This is a genomic window from Francisella frigiditurris, assembly GCF_001880225.1.
Lineage (GTDB): Bacteria > Pseudomonadota > Gammaproteobacteria > Francisellales > Francisellaceae > Francisella > Francisella frigiditurris.
The window spans coordinates 1775277-1795948 of the sequence record NZ_CP009654.1 but is presented as its reverse complement, the minus strand read 5'-3'; the positions used below and the strand labels follow the sequence as shown (position 1 = coordinate 1795948).

Below are 20672 nucleotides of genomic sequence, written 5' to 3'. Positions count from 1 at the left end.
ATGTAATTTAATGTTTTTCTGAATTAGTTTTTAATTTTCAAGGAGATTTTGTGGAAAGAAGAAGTCTTTCAACCTTTAGTTTAGTGGCTATGGGAGTTGGTGCGATTATGGGATCTGGGTGGATGTTCGCAGCTCAATATACATCTCAAACAGCAGGGCCTGCTTCTTTCTTTTCTTGGATAATTGGTGCTTTATTAATGCTGTTTATAGCTTTGGTTTTTGCCGAAGTTTGTACAATAGTGCCAGTTGAAGGATCGACTTCTAGAATACCTCATATTACACATGGTACGCTTACTAGCTATATTTTTGCATGGATTACTTGGATATCTTATTTAGTATTAGCACCTATTGAAGTACAGGCAGTAATTCAATATTTAGCAGTTTTTTATCCTGATTTAATTAATGCTTCAAAAGAAGGGGCGCTATCTGTAGTTGGTTTCCCTGTTGCAACAATAATGCTTTTGGGCTTTTGTATTATTAATTTCTATTCACTTAAATGGTTAGCTAAAATAAATAATGTTATTACATTATTTAAAGTACTAGTTCCAGTTTTTATATCTATAGTTTTTATAGTTTTTTGTTTTACACTTCCAGCGTTAAAAGATCTTAAAGCAGAGCCAATAGAGATGATACCATTTGGTTTTGACGGTGTTTTGGCAGCTGTTTCTGTTGGAGGTATTGCATACGCTTTTACGGGATTTAAAACTATAGTTGAGTTAGCAGGAAGTACTAAGAACCCTAGAAAATCTATACCTTTTGCAACTATTGGAGCTATATTAATTTGTCTAGTAGTTTTTTTGTTTTTACAGTTTGCATATTTGTTGGTAATGTCTAAATATGTTCATGGGAATAATTGGGATACTATAACAATATCTGGTGAAGCAACTTCAAGCTTTGGACCGTTTGCTGTAATGGCCCAGCATTTTGGAGAGAAGTGGGTTATGTATCCTTTGTATTTTGGAGCTATAGTATTTCCACTTATGGCTGGTTTGATATATTTCAGTATTGCTCAAAAATCTTTAGGAGCAATGGTTGCTAATGGCTACTTGCCTAATATATTAGGTAAACTAACTCCAATTACTAAAAAGCCAGTGTATGCTATAGGTTTTAACTTTCTGATTGCTTTAGTAATGTTTGCACCATTTCCAGGGTGGCAAGAAATGGCAACTTTTTTAACCTCTCTTATTGCCTTAACATATGTTACTGGATCGACATCTACAATGGCATTAAGACATCATCTACCTGATATACATAGGCCTTTTAGACTTAAATTTGCTTATTTAATATGTACTTTAGGTATATTTGCTGCAAGTTTGGTATTTTTGTGGAGTGGTTGGGTTATAATATCTAAAGCAGGTGTTGCATTAATTATTGCTATAGTAATGTTAGGAGCATATAGAATATTTAGACATGATAAATCAGAAGATATCCATTGGAATTTTAGAGAGTCTATATGGTTCTGGTTTTATATTGTAGCTGTTACATTAGTATCATATTTCAGTACATTTGGTGGGACGGGACTACTTAATTTTTATTATTCAACATTAGCTTTATTGGTAATAAGTTTTATAACGATAACCATAGCTAAATATCTTTGTTTACCAGGAGATGAAATGCTTGAAGGTATAAAGCAAGCTATATCTAATGATAATTACGTATAATAAGTTCGAAAAACTTTTCATTTTATTGTCTACTATTTTATAAACCTGTATTATTAGTTCAGAATTTAAAAATATTATTTTTTATGATAAAAATTTCTTTTCAAGGTGAACATGGAGCTTATTCTGAGCAGGCTATAATAAGTTTTTTCAAATCTCAAGGCATAGATAATATTGAAACAAAACCGTGTTTATCTTTTTATGATGCAATAGAAGAGGTTATTAAAGGTGGCGCTGACTTTGTAATGTTACCAGTTGAAAACTCTCTAGCAGGATCAGTTATTCCAGCATATGATGAACTGATAAAAAGTAATCTTAAAATAAAATCTGAAATTGTGTTAAGAGTAGAACATTGTTTAATGGGCTTGAAAGATAGTAATCTTTCAAAGATTGAAGGTGTAATATCTCATCCTCAAGCATTGTCACAATGCTCAAACAGCCTTAAAAAAATGGGATTATCTCCACAAGTGTTCGGTGACACAGCAGGTGCGGCCAAATATATTTCAGAGAGAAAGAAAAAGAATCTTCTAGCTATAGCTAGTAAGCTAGCAGCAGAAACTTATAATTTAGAGATTATACAAAGTCAATTTGAGGATGAAAGTTTTAATTTTACAAGATTTTTCCTAATGGGATACTTAAATTTAGATAAAATAAATAGTTCAAATAAGTATAAAACATCAATTATATTTTCAGTTGAAGATAAGGCAAATGCACTTGTTGAGATATTAAATATTTTTGGTAAATATAAAGTCAATTTAACGAAAATTGAATCTAGGCCTTCACGTGATAGAGCATGGGATTATTTATTTTTTATTGATTTTGAAGGAAGTGAGGATGATGAGAATGTCCAAAAAGCTTTATTAGAAACTCTAAAAAATAGCACTTTTTTAAAAGTTCTTGGGTCTTATCAGTCAAATCAATATTAGGTGTTAAATGAAGAAAATATTTTTTGTTATAGCTTTGTGTTTTAGTTCATCTATAGTATTTGCTTATGATGATATGACAGTATTATCATTGAATGATTTTCATGGACAAATGCAACCTAATGGTAATATGGTCGGAGCAGCAAAAATCGCTACTTTTATCCAAGACTATAAAAAAACTCATCCAAATCTAATAGTGGTATCGGCAGGAGATAATTATCAAGGAACAGCTATTTCAAATATATCTCATGGAAAAGTAGTAAATGAGTTTTTTAATTATATTGATTTGAAATTTTCTGCAGTAGGTAATCATGAGTTTGACTATGGTCAGGAGTGGTTTAAAGTTTGGTCGAATAATGATTTTGAATATTTAGCTTCAAATATATTTTATGAAGGAACAGAAAAGTCGCTTGATTATACACAACCTTATGGATATCAAACATTTGATAATGGTAAGACTATATATTTTATAGGCCTGGCTACTTTAGAGACTCCAGAAACAACAGCAGAAAAAAATATAAGTAATCTTGAATTCACTAATCCAGTAGAAAGTTCTAATAAGTGGATTGAATATATTAATAATTATCAAAAAAATGGTTTACTAAAGCCAGATGCTATAGTTCTTTTAACGCATATTCCTACAGAGCAAGATGCAAGTGGAAAAATTTTCTATTTATCTCCGAGAAAAGAGCTTAATAATGAAACAGAAATAGATTATGTAACTAAAAATGTAAAAGGAGTTTCGGCATTAATTTCTGGACATAGTCATAAACTTGTAAATGGGTTTCTCAATGGAGAGGCTATTATACAAGGAGCTAGCCAAGGTAAGGATATTGGAGTTTTACACTATGATTGTCATACTAAGAAAGATTTATGCACAGTTACACCTGAGGTTATTAATTTAGCATTAGCAACAGAAAATCTAAAAAATGATCTAAAAGTTTTAGAGATTATTGATAAATATTATAATCAGACGAAAGAGAAGCTTAATGAGGTTATTGCAACATCAGCAGAAGCGTTATCAAATGAGCCAGCAGATAATGGATTTTATAACATTCAACTTACATATTTGATAGCTAAGATTATGAAAGAATCTACTAATAGTGATATAGCTTTGCAAAATACATATGGTGTTAGAAGGTCTCTACCAGCAGGTCAAATTACATATGGAATGATTTATGAAGCTCTACCTTTTGATAATATGGTAGTGACTCTAAAATTAAAAGGTAGTGATGTTAGAAAAATAGTGGAGCATAGTCTTCCTAAAGGCAAGGAAGAGCTTGGTGTAATTGCGGGAACTCAAGTATTTCTTAGTTCTAATGGAGATATCCAGAAGATTCTTATAGATGGCAAATCTATAGAAGATGATTGCATATATAAAGTAGCAACAGTTGATTTCTTAGCAACAGGTGGCGATGGTTTTGATTTTTCAAATATGAAAGATTATAAGGATACTGGAGAACCATCTAGGTATTTTGTTATGAGCTATTGGAAACAAAATGGTGTGCATTTACCAGGAAGTTGGAAAAATATAACTATTACGAAGTAAAGAATGTTTGATAATATAGAAATAACTTATAAAAGAGTCAAAAATTTAAAAATATCTGTAAAAGCTTCAGGTGTAAATGTTATAGCTCCAATAGGTATTTCTCAAACGAAAATCTTAGATATATTAAAAGAGAAAGCTAAATGGATAGAAAAACAGCAAAATAGAATTAGTTTAAATAACAAGTTTGACTATTCTCAAATAACATTCTCTAATATGGATGAAGTATATTTTCTTGGTGAAAGATATAGTGTTCAGATAATAGATTCAGTAAATAATCTAATTTTAGAGAAAGGTGATGTTTTAGAATTCTACCTAAATAGTAGTGTTATAAATAATATTAAATTTAAACAAAAGTTATTTCATGAATTTATCTTTGATAGAGCTGATATTATTTTAAATAATTTAGTAGCAAAATATTTAAAAATTACTGGTCAAGAAATAGAGCGAGTATCGATAAAAAAGATGAGAACACGTTGGGGTTCTTGTAATCATGTAAAGCGAACTATTAATTTAAATGTTGACTTAATTTTAAGAAATATAAAGTCCGTTGAGTATGTGGTTTTGCATGAGATCGCTCATTTAACTCATCCAAATCATAGTAAAGAATTTTATAAATATATAGAGCAATATATGCCTGATTGGAAGGCTAGAGAACGCGCTATTAAATAAAATTACATTATTGCTAAACTGTGATATTATGATTTTGTCTAAAGGATAGTTTTATATGTTATGGTTAGCCATCCAAGATGTGTTATTTTTGTAAAAAATGCTGGTGATGAAAGAAATATCATTGAAGATTAAAACAGTTATTTTTAAATAAAAAAGGAGTGTTTTATGGAAAGCACTTTTGAACTTTTTTCAATAGGCGTAGGTCCATCATCTTCTCATACAATTGGTCCAATGAGAGCAGGTTGTGATTTTGTTTCTATAAATGAAAATTTTCTAAAGGATACTACTAGAATAAAAATTGATTTATATGGCTCTCTTGCTTTAACTGGTAAGGGCCATAAAACTGATTATGCTTCTATTTTAGGGATTATGGGTTTTCTGCCAGAATCGATTGATATTGAGCTGGCTAAAAAGTTATATGAGGAGTGTCTCATAAATAAAAAAATCAATATAAAAAATCAATATATATTAGATTTTGATTATGATAGGGATTTGGAGTTTCACTTTAAAGAGTTCTTACCTGAACATGCGAATGGCATGAGATTTTCTCTTTTTAATAATGATGAACTTCTCACATCAAAAGAATATTTTTCTATAGGTGGTGGTTTTATCGTTGATAAAAAGCAAATAAAGAAAGATGAAATTCCTACAGAAATAACTTGTAATAAGCCATATCGTTTTGCAACCATGAAGGAATTAGCTAAACTTTGTGAGTCAACTAATAAGAGTATTGCTCAATTAATGTTTGATAATGAAATAGCAGTTTTTGGTCAAGAGGTTGCTATAGAAAAGCTAAATGCTATTTGGAATGTGATGGAGCTTTCTATAGAGAAAGGTCTAACCTCTAAAGAAGCAATTCTACCTGGAGGATTAAAAGTAAGAAGACGAGCTCCAAGTTTATATAAAAAACTTAGAGATTCAAATATTGAAATAACAGACTTTAATTATCTAAATGCTTATGCAATAGCTGTAAATGAGCAAAATGCTTGTGGTGAAAGAGTTGTTACTGCACCAACAAATGGTGCTGCTGGAGTGATACCAGCTGTTTTGAAGTATTATTTAGAAGTTAATAATATCACTGATGAGTCAAAGAGGCTGAAAGTAATTAAAGAGTATTTATTTACTTGTGCAGCAGTAGGTATTTTATATAAAACTGGTGCTTCAATTTCCGCAGCTGAGGTTGGATGTCAAGGAGAAGTTGGAGTTGCTTGCTCCATGGCAGCGGCAGGATACTGTGTTTTGCTTGGCGGTGATGTTAATTCCATCGAATCAGCAGCTGAAATAGCTATGGAACATAATCTTGGACTTACTTGTGATCCTATTGGTGGATTGGTGCAAATACCTTGTATAGAAAGAAATGCAATGGGAGCTGTTCAGGCCATAAATGCTGCAAAACTTGCTCATCTAGATAGTGGAGAAAAACATTTTGTTGGTTTAGATTATGCTATTAAGGTTATGTTTGAGACAGGTTTAGACATGAATACTAAGTATAAAGAAACCTCTCTAGGCGGCTTAGCTGTCAATGTTCCTATTTGTTAAATTTCAATAGTGGTAAAATTATACTAATCTAGTATAATTGTTTCGTTCCTTATTTTAGAATAATTTAAGTATTTAAAATAATATGTATGATGTTGCAAAAGTAAGAAAAGATTTTCCTTTTCTTAGTCAAACAATAAATGATAAGCCCGTTATCTTTTTTGATACTGGAGCTTCTGCACAAAAGCCTAAGGCTGTTATTGACGCTATAGCTGACGCCTATGCTTTTAGCTATGCTAATGTCCATAGAGGCGTATATTTTCTAAGCCAAGAAGCAAGTGGCAAGTATGAAAGAGTCAGAGGATTAGTTAAAGAATTTATTAACGCACCTAGAGAAGAAGAGATTGTTTTAACAAAAGGAACTACTGATTCAATAAATATATTAGCTTCTTCACTAGGGGAATGGTATTTAACCAAAGGCGATGAAATTATTGTTACTGAGATGGAGCATCATGCAAACTTTGTACCATGGCAAATGTTGTGTTACAAAAATGAGCTAGAATTTAAAGTTGCAAAAGTAAAAGATAATGGTGATTTAGATATAGAACAACTTCTATCTTTGGTCACCAATAAAACGAAGGTTTTAGCTATCACACAGTGTTCGAATGTATTAGGAACTATTAATCCAATAAAAGAGATTGTTAAAGAAGTTAAGAAAATTAATCCAGAAATTTTAGTTGTTGTTGATGGTGCGCAAGCTATAATACATCAATCTGTGAATGTGCAAGATTTAGGTTGTGATTTTTTTGTTTTCTCAGGACATAAGCTATATGGAGCTACTGGAGCAGGAGCTTTATATGGTAGATATGAGCTTTTAGATCAGATGCCCCCAGCTAGATATGGTGGTGATATGGTTGATATGGTTAGCATTGAAAAAACTACTTTTGCTAAGGCGCCACTTAAGTTTGAAGCAGGAACACCAGATATAATAGGTACTATTGGGCTTGGGGAAGCGATTAAGTATATAAATTCCATAGGGATGAAAAATATAGAAGAGCATGAGCAAAAGCTTCTGAAATATGCGACTGAGTTATTAAAAGAGATTGAAGGCTTAAAAATCATTGGTGAGTCTGAACACAAAGCTGGTGTGATCACTTTTATTGTTGATGGTTGTCATGCTAGTGATATAGGCGAATTATTAGCTATTAAAGGCATTTGCGTTAGGACTGGGCAACATTGTGCACATCCGCTTATGCAAAGATTTGGTTTAACTTCTACAGTTAGAATGTCTTTTGGAATGTATAATACTTTTGATGAGATTGATACATTTGTGATAGCTTTAAAAAGAGTGATAAAACAATTAAAATAACATTTATATTTTAAAGAGGATTTATGGTTGAGGTATTTGACCCTAATAATAATATTTTAAATATTACAGAAGCAGCAGCTAAGCATTTTAGAAAACATCTTGAAAAAGAGAGAGGAAGTGTAGGTGTTTATATAGGCACTAAACTTATGGGATGTTCTGGACTTGCTTATGATGTTGAGTTTGTTAAAGAAAAACCAAATGATGTCACAGAAACAAGTTTATTTGATATAAGGTTTTTTATTTCAAATAAATCTAGAGATTTTTTAAATGGTTTAAAAATAGACTATGTTAAGCATGATTTTGGCTTATATAAATTAGAATACACAAATCCAAATGAGTCTGCTCGTTGTGGTTGTGGTGAAAGTTTTACTGTATAGAGAGTGATTTGATGAAACCAACAGATGTTACTATTATAAGACGAGAGGTTGTAGCTGTTGCAGTTCCTTTCGGTAATGAAATTACATTAATGCCAGGGCAAGAGGCACTAGTTACTCAAGATAAAGGGGGAAGTTTTACTTTAAATGTAAATGGTAATCTTCTTCATTTGGATGGTAAAGACGCTGATGCTATCGGTAAAGCGATAGTTAAGTATCCAGTAGAAAAGTATGATATTAAGCCTGGCGATCCAATAAATATGGATGCTATTTGGGACCAGATGAGAACAGTATATGACCCAGAAATTCCTGTTAATATTGTTGATTTAGGTTTGGTTTACAATGTTTCTACTAGAGAATTAGAAAATGGTAATTTCCATGTTATTGTTGATATGACATTAACGGCCCCTGGATGTGGAATGGGACCTATTCTTATGAAAGATGTAGAAACTAGAGTGGCTATGCTACCAAATGTTGATAAAGTTGATGTTATTATGGTGTTTGATCCGCCTTGGAATTCTGAATTAATGACAGAAGAAGCTAAGCTAGAGCTGGGGTTATTTTAGACTGTATGAAGCAAAAAATAGCAATCTATCCTGGAACTTTCGATCCTATTACAAATGGACATTTTGATTTAATCAAAAGAGGTTTGTGTATTTTTGACAAGATCGTTGTAGCTATATCTACAGGTTATGGAAAAAATACTTTATTTGACTTAGAGGATAGAAAGAAACTAGTAGAAACTGTTTTTAAAAATGAAAGTAGAGTTGAAGTTATAAGTTTTACAGGACTTTTGGTAGATACTGCAAAAAAGCATAATGTTTGTGCAATTTTGAGAGGGTTAAGAGCTGTTTCTGATTTCGATTATGAATATCAGATGTCTAGTATAAATAGTAAATTAGATGACTCTATACAGACGGTCTTTTTAACTCCTAGTGAGAGTTTCTCTTGTATTTCTTCTACGATGGTTAGAGCTGTAGCAATTCATGATTATACTAGGCTCAAAGAATTTGTTCCTGAATGTGTATATGATGAGCTGAAAAATAAAGTGCAAAGAGGATAGTAATGGCTTTATTAATAACAGATGATTGCATAAATTGTGATATTTGTGAGCCTGAATGTCCTAATCAAGCAATTTCACAAGGTGAAGAATATTATGAAATTGATCCTGATAAGTGTACTGAGTGTGTAGGGCATTTCTCTGTATCTCAATGTACAAAAGTTTGTCCAATTAGGTGTATAATTGTTGATCCTGATTATATTGAGACAAAAGAAGATTTAATGTCAAAATATAAAAAGCTTACTTCAAATTAATAACAAAAATTTATTTGAATTAAGTTATGAAGAAGTTGGCAAGTTTTATAGCAGATTTATTAAAATATTAAATTCTTTAATAATTTAAAAATAGATAGATAAGTTTAGTTTAAAAGGTTTCTTAATTTATTTCTGAATTAAAAATCTTATTAACTTAAATTTTTCTTAAAATTTTTCTTGAATATGAACTTTCTTTTATCTAGAATATTTGCATTGACTATTTCCAGTCAAGAAAATTTTATTAAATGTTATAAAATCTATAGAGGAGATTTTTGATGAAATTAAGAAGTATTGCTATTGCTACATCTTTGTTGTTAGGTACAACTAGTTTTTCTTTTGCTGATAATATAATGGATGCATTTGGAAGCACTTGGGGAAGCGTAACTAACAGTGATAACACTTGGGGTCCTCAAGATAGAACAGGACAATGGTACTTAGGTGTACAAGCTAATGGTTTTGCTAATAATTTCAATAACAAAGCTGGTGCCTCTGGTGGTTGGAACGGTATAGTTGGTTATAACATCAACAAATATTTAGGTGTTCAATATAATCAGTTCGCTACTTACGGTGGTATGTTCGGTGGCTTAGGTGAAGGTGTTATTAACTTTAGTAATAGCACAATGGTTACTCCATATGCTGCTGGTGGTGCTGGTTGGGCTAACTTAGCAGGTCAAGCTACAGGTGCTTGGGATGTTGGTGGAGGTCTTAAATTTGAGCTTTCTAGAAACGTTCAATTAACTGCTGACTATAGATATATTCAAACAATGGCTCCTAATGCTGTTGCTGGTGGTGGTCAACAACCAGGTGCAAGAGCTGGTACTAACATGATAGGTGGTGGTATTACTTGGTTATTTGGTGGAGAAGACAATAAAGTTAATACATCTAATATTAAAGATAATGGCGCTACAACTGCTGCTGAAACTACTGGTGCGGCTGCTTTACCAACTATAGATGAAGGTAAATACAATCTTCCTGAAGGTATCAAGCAGTGTGAAGGTAATTTCAACTTAACTAAAGATGGTGTTGCTTGCTATACAGTTGATGGTGATGATGTTACTGTATATTTAGATACTAAGTTTGCTTATGATAGCGCTGATTTAAATGCTAAAGGTAAAGCTGCAATAGCTAGCTTTGTTAAATTTGTAAATAGTTATGATATAACTAAAGTAACAGTTAAAGGTTATGCTTCTCAAGGTAAAACGGGTCCTCTTTATGAGAAATATAATAAAGACCTTTCTGAGAAAAGAGCAGCAGCTGTTTCTAACTATATGAAGCAACTAGGTCTTGATGATACTAAGATCGATACAAAAGGTTTCGGTTATGAGTTTCCATTAGTTCCTAATACAAACTCTGAGAACAAAGGTTACAATCAAAGAGCTCAAGCAAGTGTTTCAGCTCCTTTAAAAGAAGAAGCTTCTAACTAATATATTTACTACAATCAATTATTTATTCTTAAAAGCTTAGGGTTTATAATATTTAGACTCTAAGCTTTTCTTATTTTAGATATGTTAAATGTTGTTCTCTATGAGCCTGAGATTCCACCAAATACAGGTAATATAATCCGCTTATGTGCTAATGTGGGAGCTAATCTCCATCTTATAGAACCATTGGGATTTAAACTTGATGATAAACAGTTAAGAAGAGCCGGATTAGACTATCATGAGTTTGCGGACATTAAAATATATAAAGACTTTAAAGACTTTATTGAGCAGAACCAAGATAAACAGATTTGGGCTTGTACTACTAAAGCTAGTAATTATTATCATCAAGTAAAGTTTTCTGAAGATGATATGCTTTTGTTTGGTCCAGAGACTAGGGGGTTGCCTGCTGATATTTTAGAATCTTTAGGAGAAACACAAATAAAGATTCCTATGAATAAGAACAGTAGAAGTTTAAATTTATCTAATGCTGTCGCTGTTATTTTATATGGAGCATTAGATAGTATTGGTTTTGAAAATTTAGGATTAATTTGATTTATTTTCTTTATAAAATTTAGGTTCGAATCTTATACCATATTTTACATTCATCCACATTCTGCTAATAAAAGATTGTGTTTCAGCATCGTGAATATTTAAAACATACATTTTTTCTAGCATTTCATTAGAGGGTTTTATATTTGTATCATCAAATAGCTTTGATAGGTATTTTTCATTACCAGTCATAGCATTTGGTTGATATAAATAATTACTATTTTGAGCCGCAACATATGGATCAATTATGTAATTCATTAGCTCATAGACTTTATCTAAGTTCTTAGCTCCTTTAGGAATCATTAGCATATCAAACCATATGTTAGTGCCTTCTTTAGGGACAACATATTCTAGTGTAATATCTGGATTTATTTCTTTTGCTCTTTCAACAGACCTTACCACGTCACCAGAATAGCCCATCACTAAACAGAGATTTCCAGCTGTAAAGTCATTTTGATATTTATTGCTATCAAAATACTTAATATAAGGTCTAACATTATCAATAAGATATAAAGCCGCTTCTTCATAGGCTGCTTTATCTGTTGTATTTGGGTCTATACCTTTATAGAAGAAGTAGTTACCAAAAATTTGCTCAGGCTCATCTAAAAGAGATACGCCACAGTCAGAAAGCTTATTTAAATATTTAGGGTTAAAAACATAATTCCAACTATTCGGAATGGTATTTTTACCTAGCCTTTCTTCTATTTGTTCTTTATTATAGGCAAGTCCAGTTGTGCCATAGCTATAAACTACGCCATATTTATTATCTGGATCATTTATTTCTGAAATTTTACTATAGATAATATCATTCTTATATTTTAAATTTGGTAGTTTTGATTTATCTAACTCTACAAGAGCTTTTGATTGGATTTCGCTTGGTAAGTATAGAGAGCCTTGCTCAATTAAATCAAAACCTGATGATCCTGTTAAAACTTTTGTTCTAGTCATATTGTCATCAGAAGTATAGATATATTTTACTTGAGTATTACTGAGTTTAGAAAAACAAGGGATAATATCTGGTGATATATAATCAGCCCAGTTTGTAAAGTTTAGCATTTGTCTTTCATCAGCTTTAGGAATTGGAGTTTTTAAAATGCTATTTTTGCAAATATATTTACTATCTTTAGCATATAGGCCTGAAGCTGAAGTAAGCATTAAAGCAAGTGTTAAATATTTTACTTTTTTCATCTTAATTTAAACTTAATGATCCCTTGTTCTAATTCGGTATAAAGTATATACTAAAATGCTATATCGTATAAACTTTTTTAAGATCTTTGTGGAACAAATTTTGACTAGTAAAAAACTAGGTCTTATTCGTCTAGTTATGATTAATATAATAGCTGTCGATAGTTTGAGAAATATTTCAATAACGGCCCAAGCTGGTTGGATTGTAATCAGCTTTTACATTCTTGCAGCTATATTTTTTCTAATACCTTGTGCATTGTTAACAGCTGAAATGGCTACGGGCTCTTCAGATGAAACTGGAGGTATTTATATCTGGGTTAAAAAAGCTTTTGGAAAGAGATTTGGTTTTGTTATTTTATGGCTTCAATGGGTTTATAACCTAGTATGGTTCCCATCAATATGTGGTTTCTTTGCCGGAGTTATTGCTTATGTTATGGCACCTTTATTGGGGCAAAATGCTAATGATCTAGTCTCTAATCCTTGGTATATGATGTCGATGAGCTTGGTTATGTTTTGGAGTGCTACAGCCATAAATCTTTTTGGAATAAAAACATCAAGTACAGTTAGTACATTAGGTGCTGTTATAGGAACTTTATTGCCTATGATAGTTATAATTCTAATAGCTTTTGTGTGGTCAACAACTCATACAAATAATATAACAATGCCAAGCCTTAATGATTTTGTTCCTTCAGGAAATAATGTAGGAAGTTGGGCTTTATTTATTACAGTGATGTTTAGCTTGTTTGGTTTGGAAATGAGTGCTATTCATGCAGCTAATGTAAGAGATGCTAAGAAAAATTTTCCTAGGGCTTTATTAATTTCAGGTTTCGTTATTCTATTGACATTGATCTTGTCTAATATAGCTGTAATTTTGGTAAGCGAGCAGCTTGAGATAGGTGATGTTGATATTGTGACAGGTCTCATGGTTTCTTTTCATTATTTCTTTTCACAGATAGGTATGCCGTGGTTATCTTATTTTATAGCTATCACATTAATTTTTGGGGCATTTACAACAACATCTGCATGGATAATGGGGTTATCTAGAGCTTTCATGGTTGTTAGTAAAGATAATTTGTTACCAGCTGTTTTCAGTCAGACTAATAAAAATGATGCTCCCGATAAGATTTTAGTGTTTCAAGGGCTTATATTTACTATATTTTGTTTCTTTTATATATTTATGCCTTCTGTTCATTCAGCATATTGGTACTTGAGTGATCTTACTGCTCAGTTAGCAGTAATTGCATATATGGGGATGTTTGCTACAGCACTCAAGCTCAAGTTAACTCAGCCCTTACAGGAAGGTCAATTTGAAATTTTCAAAGGAGCTATAGGTACATTTGTTATGTCTACTTTGGGTATCATTGGATGTGTTATAGCTGTTGTAGTTGGTTTTATTCCATTAGATAATTCTGAGATGTCTGTGTTGTATTTTGACTCTTTGCTCCTTGGCGGAATAGTATTGGCCTTGGTAATTCCTTATGTATTTACCTTAAAAATGGCTAAGTAGTCCTATTTCTCATAGCCTACATATTTAATATCTTCATTATTTATTTCAAATTTAAATACTATCCCTCTAAAGTAAAAATTAAAGTTGTTACAATCCTTTTCTTGATGTGCTCTATCCAAAACTTCTTTTTTTAAAGCATCATCTGTGTAGTGACATAAAGTAAAAAAATTTTGAAAATCAGAATAAAGTTTATTAAAGTTAACAGCATTCATTTGCATTATCCTCACTATTAATCTTAACTTTAAAAAAGTTTAAAAAAAATTATTTGTTACTGTATAATACATCTAGTTAAATATTAAATACAAATAAAAGGTTTGTGTAGTGAGACTATTAGTTGTAGAAGATGATTTGAATTTGGGTGAGGGGCTATTAGAAGCTCTCCAAAAAGAAGGTTATTCTGTTAATTTAGTTTCTGATGGTGAGGCTGCTCAATTATTTATCGAATCAGGTCTTTATGATGTCGTTGTGCTTGATGTTGGCTTACCTATAAGAACAGGTTTTGAAGTGTTAAAGCATGCTAGAGATAAGGGTGTTAAAACACCTATATTATTATTGACTGCTAGAGATAGTTTAGAAGAGAGAGTTAAAGGTTTAGATTTAGGGGCTGATGACTATTTAACTAAGCCTTTTGAATTAGAAGAGCTTGTTGCTAGAATAAAGGCAATTTCTCGTAGAGTTGCCGCTAAAGCAAATAAAACTATAAATGAAGAAGTTAAGTTTGGAGACTTTTGCTTTAACTCAGCTTCTGAGACTGTAACTAGAAAAGGTGTAATTATTCCTATTTCTAAGAAAGAATTAGCTTTACTTTCTATTTTATTGAATAATGCAGGTCGTGTAGTACCAAAAACACAGTTATTAGAAGAAGTTTATTCGACTGATAAAGAAATGGATACTAATACTCTTGAGGTTCATATGCATAATCTCAGAAAGAAAATAAATATGTCTGATTTTATTCAAACAATAAGGGGAGTTGGTTATTTCATTCAAAAAGATAAAATTGAAAAGTAAAAAAGCTGATTGCTTTTATATTGTTGAATGTATAAAGATTTAAGTTTTATAAATGAGTTTTAATTTTACTTTCTGGTTACTGTTTCTTTCTATTGCTTCAGGAATTATTTATTTAATTGATTTACTTTTCTTTCAAAGATCAAGACTTCAGCCTTATAAGGCTGAATTAAAAAAACTATCTAAAAAAGAGAAAAGACAGTTTTATAAAAATCATAATTTAAAAGCACCATTAGTAGCAGATTATGCGAGATCTCTTTTTGGTGTTTTTGTAGCAGTTTTTATAATAAGAACTTTTTTAATTGGAAACTTTTTAATTCCCACAGCATCAATGACACCAACACTCCCTGTTGGGGATTTTATTTTTGTTGATAAAACTGCTTATGGAATAAGAGCTCCTTTTTCTAACAAGGTGCTGATTCCTATTGGAGAACCTAAAAGAGGAGATATAGTTGTTTTTCATTTCCCAGTTAATCCTAAGGTTGATTTTATAAAAAGGGTCATAGGAGTTCCTGGAGATGTGATTTCTTATAAAGATAAGAGATTAACTATCAATGGAGAGCCTTTAAAATATACCGATTGTGACTATCATACTAAAAACTACTATAATCAAGGTGGAAATAGAGAGTCGCAGGATATAGTCTGTGTAGAGCATTTAGGTGATGTTCAATACAAAGTTGATTGGATGAGTATAGCACAACCTACTAATTTTGATGGGGTAACTGTGCCTGAAGGAAGCTATTTTGTTATGGGAGATAATCGTGATAATAGTGAAGATAGTCGCTATTGGGGATTTGTTTCTGAGAAAGATTTGGTTGGTAAAGCTAAAATAGTCTGGTTTAGCTGGGATAGCCATAACAAAACAGTAAGACTAGGTGAAATAGGTAGGATTTTTTAGATAATGTCTAAAGACTATATATCTCTATATAAAAGAATTAATTATTCATTTAAAGATCAAGCTTTTGCGATAAGAGCGCTAACTCATCGTAGTAAAGGTAAAAAAAACTATGAAAGGTTGGAGTTCTTAGGGGATTCGATATTAGGATTTCTAATAGCAGAGGTGTTGTTCTCTATGTTTCCTGAACAATCTGAAGGTAAACTTTCTCAGATAAGAACTAAGTTAGTGAAAGGATATACTTTAGCACAGCTAGCTCTAAAGTTAGGACTTGATGAGTATATAATTTTGGGTGCAAGCGAATTAAAAGGTGGAGGACATAAGAGAGAGAGGATTCTTGAAGATGTCTTAGAGGCTTTAATCGGTGCTATATATTTAGATAGTGATTTTGAGACTGTTAAAAAATGTGTGATTAGCTGGTATAGACCTATATTAGAAAATATAGATCTTGATGTTGTTAAGATAAAAGATAACAAATCAAAATTACAAGAGATTTTATTACAAAATACTTATGAGTTACCCGACTATACTCTTGTAAAAACTGAAGGGGAAGATCATCAGCAAATATTTACTGTAAAGGTTTTAGTAAAAGAGTTTAACTTGGAAACAGAGGGCGTCGCAGATAGTAAAAAAAAGGCTGAGCAATTAGCTGCAGGAGAGATGATTAGATTGCTTGCAGAAAAGGAGCTGTATGAAAAAAAGAAATAAACTCAATTTGAACGGGGTGGTAGTGATTAATAAACCCCAGGGTTTATCATCAAATAAAGTTCTTCAAGAGGTTAAGCATCTATTTAATGCTCAAAAAGCTGGTCATACAGGCACCTTAGATCCAATGGCTACAGGAGTTTTACCTATCTGTTTTGGTAGGGCAACTAAAATAGCCCAGTATTTATTAGACTCTGATAAAGAGTATATGGCTACAATTAAGTTAGGTGTAGAAACTGATTCAGGAGATACTGAAGGACAGATTATATCGGAAAGTAAGCAAATACCTAGTTTAGGTGAGAGTTTAATAGAGAAAATATTAAGTAAATTTAGAGGGAAAATTGAACAAGTTCCTCCAATGTTTTCAGCTTTAAAATATAATGGACAACCTTTGTATAAACTAGCTAGAGCTGGTGAGAAGGTTGAGATAAAGCCAAGAAATATAAACATATATAAGTTAGAGTTAAAATCTTTCGCAGAAGATAATATAAAAATATTAGTTAAATGTTCTAAGGGGACATATATTAGGAGTTTAGCTATAGATATTGGTAGAGAGTTAGGGTGTGGAGGGCATTTGATAGAACTTGATAGAGTTGCAAGTGGACCTTTTAATATTCAACAAGCTTTTGAGCTAGAAAATTTAAAATCATTAAGTTTAGGGCAAAAAATTGATACCATTAATCATGTAGAAAAAGTTTTTGAGGATAAGCCAATTTATTATTTGGCAGAAAATCTTAAAGATGATTTGTTAAAAAGAGGGAAGTTACCTGTTAAACTGGAATTAGATGGAGTGGTGAGAATTTATAGTGACGATATATTTATTGCAATTGCAGAGTTTGATCAGGGTAAATTAAAAAATAAAAAGTTCTTTGAACAGGATATATTTATAAGTGAGTAAATACAATATTGAAAATGACCCTAATAAAGAGTTAGAGGCACAAAAATACACCAACCCAATTCCAAGTAGAGAGTTTATTCTCAAATATCTTAAAGATCTTGGTTTTCCAGCAACGATAGAGAATATTGCACAAGCTTTGGAAATAGATAAAAGATCACAGCTTGAAGGTCTTATCAATAGACTTGGGGCTATGGATAGAGATGGACAGGTTGTTAAAGATAAATCATTTTATAGATTAGCTGATTATAAGCATCTATATATAACATCAAAAGTAAGATCTGATAAAGATGGGCGACTAGTCTTATTCTCTCATGTTGAGCAAGCTGAAGTAGTTATTTCATCAACATATTCAAAGATGTTATTTGTGGGAGATGAGGTTGCAGCTAAGATTATTGGTTTGAATAAGAAAAATCAATTAGAAGCAGAAGTGACAACTATTTTAAAAAGAAATACAAAAACTTTAGTTGGTTATTATGATACCTGCTTTGATGGTCATTTTTTAAGACCAGTAAGTAAAAATATAAGTTCTAATATTATCTTATTGCCTCCTAGAGAAAAAATAGAGCAACATTCGCTTATTGAAGCTGAGATTATAGTTCAACCAAGTGTTATAGGCGCAGCCGTAGGAAGATTTTTAAGAATTGTGGAAGAAATGTCTCCTGTTAAAGAAGCTATGATGATAGCTAGTAAGAAGTATGATTTAACAGAGGAGTGGAGTAAAAAGGCCTTAAAATATTTAGAAAAAGTATCTGAAGATGTGAAGTTAGAAAATAGAGTGGATTTAAGATCACTAGATTTTGTAACTATAGATGGTGAAGATGCTAAAGATTTTGATGATGCTGTTTATGCAACAAAAACAAAGACTGGTGGTTGGAAGTTATATGTTGCCATAGCAGATGTTTCTAATTATGTAAGAAAAGATACTGCTTTAGACCTAGATGCTAAAAAGAGATCTACATCAGTATATTTCCCTGGCTATGTAATACCAATGCTACCAGAGAAATTATCAAATGAACTATGTTCGTTACAACCTAAAGTCGATAGATATTCACTGGTATGTGAAATGAATATCAGTAGTAATGGAGCACTTTCAAGATATAAGTTTTATTCTGCGGTTATTAGATCAAAAGCAAGACTTACTTATACTGAGGTTGCTAACTTGTTGGATAAGAAGAAAAATTCTATTGTAGAAAAATCCCCAGAAGTTATCCCTAGCTTATTTACTTTATATGATTTATATAAAATATTACATCAGGCTAGAGATGAGCGTGGCGCTATAGATTTTGATACGGTTGAAACGCAAATACTTCTTGATGAACATAATCATATTGAGTCAATAGTTCCAAGACATAGAAACGATGCACATAGATTAATTGAAGAATGTATGCTTATAGCAAATACAGCAGCAGCTAAGTTTATGATTAAGCATAAAAAAACTTCACCATTTAGAGTTCATAGTGAACCTAAAGAAGAAAAAATGCTTGCGCTAAAAAAATATTTGGGCTCTCAAGGAATACATCTATCACAAGGTAAAGATGGAAAAGTCACACCTCAAGCAATATCTGAAATGCTTGAAAGTGTTAAAGATCGTAAAAACTTTGATGATATTCAATTGATGACTTTAAGAAGTATGAATCAAGCTGTTTATAGTATTGATAATCAAGGACACTTTGGATTAGCATATAAAGCTTATACTCATTTTACCTCTCCTATAAGAAGATATCCTGATTTAGTAGTCCATAGGCTTATAAAATCAACAATTGATGAATATGGCTATGGAGGCAGCGATTATAAAGCAGGAGAATTAGCTGCAATTTGTGATAATGCATCTAATCAAGAAAGAAATGCTGATGGTGCTTCTAAACAAGTTGAAAATTGGCTGAAGTGCTACTTCATGAAAGATTATATCGGAGAAGTTTTAGATGCTCATATAGCACATATTAACGGTTTAGGGATATTCGCTGAATTAAAAAATATGTACATAGAAGGGCTTATCCATGTTTCGGCTATTAAGGGAGACTATTATATTTTTGATGAGCCTAAAAATATTCTTATAGGAAAGAGAACTAATAGAGTATTTAGATTAGGTCAAGAAATAACAGTACGCGTTGTAAGAGTTGATCTTGATAAAATCCATATAGATTTTGAATTGGTTGATAGTAAGACTGATCCTGAATTGGAAAAATCTTTAACACCAAGAAAAAGTAAAAGAGCTAAATTTAAGGCATCTAGAAAACGTTCAGAAAGAAAGAAAAGAGCAAAAAAGAAAAAAATAAGTGAGCTCGAGTCTTAAAAATTAAAACCATCTTTTTTGCAAGCATTTAAGAATTCTGGTCTTTGAGATATTTGCTTAGCTAAACGTTTTACATTTTCACCAGTGGTAACAGTTAAGTAAGGAAAGAACTTTGCTGCCCATTTGGTATATATGGTTATTAAATAGTCTACAATTGTTGCTTCATCGCCAAACATGAATTCATTTTCTGAAAGGTGATTGTCAACTATTACCCATAGTTCAGAAATTTTATCAGCTAGTTTTTGTAAAACTTCTATATTCTTATTTTCTTTCATAGCGTTAGCTGTACCTGTGGCACGGGTGTAAGAAGGATGAAGGGTAGCATAGTTAAACATTAACTTTTGATAAAACTCTCCCTTATCCTCTATAGATATTTTTTTTAATGAATCACAATGTTTATCTAGTAGATATAAAGTAATAGCAGCACCCTCAGAAATAACTCTTTCGCCAGTATCTAAAGCAGGCACTTGGTTAGTTGGGACTATTTTAGAATAATTTGGGACATCATTACGATGGATTATTTTATAATCTACTTTTAATTTTTCTAATAGAATCGCGATCGCTGTAGAGCATGATCCTGGAATTGAATAAAGGATATACATATTTTCTAAGTTTTTCTTTTTTGGTGAAAATATTATATATATTTCTAATTTAGATAAGTAGTTTATTCAAATACTTAATATTTATGAATATTTGGCTAGATATAGGTTATGAAAGCTTTGGGATAAGTGCTTTTAAAGCTTTTCCTAGGATTATTTTTTTGAAATGTTTTTTCATAAATTTCTCCTTTAATATGTTTTATTAATTTAATAAAGGAATCAAACTTTCCTTTTATATATAATTGTAAGTAGAGAGAAATGTATTGTCTCTATACAAAATTGT

Annotated in this window: 21 protein-coding genes; 18 read left to right on the top strand and 3 right to left on the bottom strand. The window is 31.4% G+C overall.

Going from position 1 to position 20672, the window contains the following annotated elements; translation table 11 throughout:
* The first annotated feature begins 50 nt into the window (after positions 1–50).
* The 12 genes from KX01_RS08940 (at position 51) to trmL (ending at position 11305) form a co-directional block, all read left to right on the top strand.
* Entirely contained in the window at positions 51–1661 is a 1611-nt protein-coding gene (locus KX01_RS08940; RefSeq protein WP_071664655.1) for an APC family permease, read from the top strand.
* An 83-nt stretch (positions 1662–1744) separates the two neighbouring features.
* On the top strand, positions 1745–2584 hold the full coding sequence (pheA, locus tag KX01_RS08935; RefSeq protein ID WP_071664654.1) for a prephenate dehydratase: 840 nt from the start codon (positions 1745–1747) through the stop codon (positions 2582–2584).
* A gap of 7 nt (positions 2585–2591) precedes the next feature.
* The gene (locus KX01_RS08930; RefSeq protein ID WP_071664653.1) at positions 2592–4130 is read left to right on the top strand and encodes a bifunctional metallophosphatase/5'-nucleotidase; all 1539 of its coding nucleotides are present in this window, start codon (positions 2592–2594) and stop codon (positions 4128–4130) included.
* Positions 4131–4133: 3 nt separating this feature from the next.
* Positions 4134–4799, top strand: coding sequence for a M48 family metallopeptidase (locus KX01_RS08925; RefSeq protein WP_071664652.1), 666 nt, complete (start codon positions 4134–4136; stop codon positions 4797–4799).
* Positions 4800–4964: 165 nt separating this feature from the next.
* Positions 4965–6338, top strand: coding sequence for an L-serine ammonia-lyase (locus KX01_RS08920; protein WP_071664651.1), 1374 nt, complete (start codon positions 4965–4967; stop codon positions 6336–6338).
* An 82-nt stretch (positions 6339–6420) separates the two neighbouring features.
* The gene (locus KX01_RS08915) at positions 6421–7644 is read left to right on the top strand and encodes an aminotransferase class V-fold PLP-dependent enzyme (RefSeq protein ID WP_071664650.1); all 1224 of its coding nucleotides are present in this window, start codon (positions 6421–6423) and stop codon (positions 7642–7644) included.
* A gap of 23 nt (positions 7645–7667) precedes the next feature.
* Complete coding sequence (locus KX01_RS08910) at positions 7668–8021, top strand: HesB/IscA family protein (protein ID WP_071664649.1); 354 nt, start codon at positions 7668–7670, stop codon at positions 8019–8021.
* Positions 8022–8032: 11 nt separating this feature from the next.
* Complete coding sequence (gene sufT / locus KX01_RS08905; RefSeq protein WP_071664648.1) at positions 8033–8584, top strand: putative Fe-S cluster assembly protein SufT; 552 nt, start codon at positions 8033–8035, stop codon at positions 8582–8584.
* Between the two features lie 5 nt (positions 8585–8589).
* Positions 8590–9081: a pantetheine-phosphate adenylyltransferase gene (gene coaD / locus KX01_RS08900; protein WP_071664647.1), complete on the top strand. Its 492-nt coding sequence runs from the start codon at positions 8590–8592 to the stop codon at positions 9079–9081.
* 2 nt (positions 9082–9083) lie between these two features.
* The gene (locus tag KX01_RS08895) at positions 9084–9332 is read left to right on the top strand and encodes a YfhL family 4Fe-4S dicluster ferredoxin (RefSeq protein ID WP_071664646.1); all 249 of its coding nucleotides are present in this window, start codon (positions 9084–9086) and stop codon (positions 9330–9332) included.
* Positions 9333–9607: 275 nt separating this feature from the next.
* Positions 9608–10756, top strand: a complete 1149-nt coding sequence (locus tag KX01_RS08890) for an OmpA family protein (protein WP_071664645.1) — start codon at positions 9608–9610, stop codon at positions 10754–10756.
* A gap of 81 nt (positions 10757–10837) precedes the next feature.
* A complete protein-coding gene (gene trmL / locus KX01_RS08885) occupies positions 10838–11305 on the top strand; it encodes a tRNA (uridine(34)/cytosine(34)/5-carboxymethylaminomethyluridine(34)-2'-O)-methyltransferase TrmL (protein ID WP_071664644.1) in 468 nt (155 codons plus the stop codon).
* Here the strand turns inward: trmL and KX01_RS08880 are convergent.
* A complete protein-coding gene (locus tag KX01_RS08880) occupies positions 11297–12457 on the bottom strand; it encodes a polyamine ABC transporter substrate-binding protein (RefSeq protein WP_083578950.1) in 1161 nt (386 codons plus the stop codon). The genes trmL and KX01_RS08880 overlap by 9 nt on opposite strands.
* 121 nt (positions 12458–12578) lie before the next feature.
* Here KX01_RS08880 and KX01_RS08875 point away from each other — a divergent pair, with 121 nt between their 5' ends.
* Positions 12579–13994, top strand: a complete 1416-nt coding sequence (locus tag KX01_RS08875) for an APC family permease (protein ID WP_071664802.1) — start codon at positions 12579–12581, stop codon at positions 13992–13994.
* Between the two features lie 2 nt (positions 13995–13996).
* Here KX01_RS08875 and KX01_RS08870 read toward each other — a convergent pair whose 3' ends face one another.
* Complete coding sequence (locus tag KX01_RS08870) at positions 13997–14206, bottom strand: hypothetical protein (RefSeq protein WP_071664642.1); 210 nt, start codon at positions 14204–14206, stop codon at positions 13997–13999.
* Between the two features lie 109 nt (positions 14207–14315).
* Here KX01_RS08870 and KX01_RS08865 point away from each other — a divergent pair, with 109 nt between their 5' ends.
* Genes KX01_RS08865 through rnr form a run of 5 tightly spaced genes read left to right on the top strand, consistent with a single transcriptional unit; the run spans position 14316 to position 19790 of the window.
* Positions 14316–15002: a response regulator gene (locus KX01_RS08865; RefSeq protein ID WP_071664641.1), complete on the top strand. Its 687-nt coding sequence runs from the start codon at positions 14316–14318 to the stop codon at positions 15000–15002.
* Between the two features lie 52 nt (positions 15003–15054).
* Positions 15055–15897, top strand: coding sequence for a signal peptidase I (gene lepB, locus KX01_RS08860; protein WP_071664640.1), 843 nt, complete (start codon positions 15055–15057; stop codon positions 15895–15897).
* Positions 15898–15900: 3 nt separating this feature from the next.
* The gene (gene rnc / locus KX01_RS08855; RefSeq protein ID WP_071664639.1) at positions 15901–16602 is read left to right on the top strand and encodes a ribonuclease III; all 702 of its coding nucleotides are present in this window, start codon (positions 15901–15903) and stop codon (positions 16600–16602) included.
* Positions 16586–17497 carry a tRNA pseudouridine(55) synthase TruB gene (gene truB, locus KX01_RS08850; protein WP_071664638.1) on the top strand — a complete coding sequence of 304 codons (912 nt, stop codon included), beginning with the start codon at positions 16586–16588 and terminating at the stop codon, positions 17495–17497. The genes rnc and truB overlap by 17 nt, the downstream gene beginning before the upstream one ends.
* Entirely contained in the window at positions 17490–19790 is a 2301-nt protein-coding gene (gene rnr / locus KX01_RS08845) for a ribonuclease R (protein ID WP_071664637.1), read from the top strand. The genes truB and rnr overlap by 8 nt, the downstream gene beginning before the upstream one ends.
* On the opposite strand, the gene KX01_RS08840 is transcribed toward rnr, so the two are convergent.
* Positions 19787–20392: a glutathione S-transferase family protein gene (locus KX01_RS08840; RefSeq protein ID WP_071664636.1), complete on the bottom strand. Its 606-nt coding sequence runs from the start codon at positions 20390–20392 to the stop codon at positions 19787–19789. The two genes, rnr and KX01_RS08840, sit on opposite strands and share 4 nt — an antisense overlap.
* Between the last annotated feature and the right edge of the window lie 280 nt (positions 20393–20672).

Bases quoted from the DNA above. Each gene is read 5' to 3' on its own strand.
- pheA (WP_071664654.1), top strand. From the start codon at position 1,745: ATGATAAAAATTTCTTTTCAAGGTGAACATGGAGCTTATTCTGAGCAG.
- KX01_RS08930 (WP_071664653.1), top strand. From the start codon at position 2,592: ATGAAGAAAATATTTTTTGTTATAGCTTTGTGTTTTAGTTCATCTATA.
- KX01_RS08925 (WP_071664652.1), top strand. From the start codon at position 4,134: ATGTTTGATAATATAGAAATAACTTATAAAAGAGTCAAAAATTTAAAA.
- KX01_RS08920 (WP_071664651.1), top strand. From the start codon at position 4,965: ATGGAAAGCACTTTTGAACTTTTTTCAATAGGCGTAGGTCCATCATCT.
- KX01_RS08915 (WP_071664650.1), top strand. From the start codon at position 6,421: ATGTATGATGTTGCAAAAGTAAGAAAAGATTTTCCTTTTCTTAGTCAA.
- KX01_RS08910 (WP_071664649.1), top strand. From the start codon at position 7,668: ATGGTTGAGGTATTTGACCCTAATAATAATATTTTAAATATTACAGAA.
- sufT (WP_071664648.1), top strand. From the start codon at position 8,033: ATGAAACCAACAGATGTTACTATTATAAGACGAGAGGTTGTAGCTGTT.
- coaD (WP_071664647.1), top strand. From the start codon at position 8,590: ATGAAGCAAAAAATAGCAATCTATCCTGGAACTTTCGATCCTATTACA.
- KX01_RS08895 (WP_071664646.1), top strand. From the start codon at position 9,084: ATGGCTTTATTAATAACAGATGATTGCATAAATTGTGATATTTGTGAG.
- KX01_RS08890 (WP_071664645.1), top strand. From the start codon at position 9,608: ATGAAATTAAGAAGTATTGCTATTGCTACATCTTTGTTGTTAGGTACA.
- trmL (WP_071664644.1), top strand. From the start codon at position 10,838: ATGTTAAATGTTGTTCTCTATGAGCCTGAGATTCCACCAAATACAGGT.
- KX01_RS08880 (WP_083578950.1), bottom strand. From the start codon at position 12,457: ATGCTTACTTCAGCTTCAGGCCTATATGCTAAAGATAGTAAATATATT.
- KX01_RS08870 (WP_071664642.1), bottom strand. From the start codon at position 14,206: ATGAATGCTGTTAACTTTAATAAACTTTATTCTGATTTTCAAAATTTT.
- lepB (WP_071664640.1), top strand. From the start codon at position 15,055: ATGAGTTTTAATTTTACTTTCTGGTTACTGTTTCTTTCTATTGCTTCA.
- rnc (WP_071664639.1), top strand. From the start codon at position 15,901: ATGTCTAAAGACTATATATCTCTATATAAAAGAATTAATTATTCATTT.
- truB (WP_071664638.1), top strand. From the start codon at position 16,586: ATGAAAAAAAGAAATAAACTCAATTTGAACGGGGTGGTAGTGATTAAT.
- KX01_RS08840 (WP_071664636.1), bottom strand. From the start codon at position 20,392: ATGTATATCCTTTATTCAATTCCAGGATCATGCTCTACAGCGATCGCG.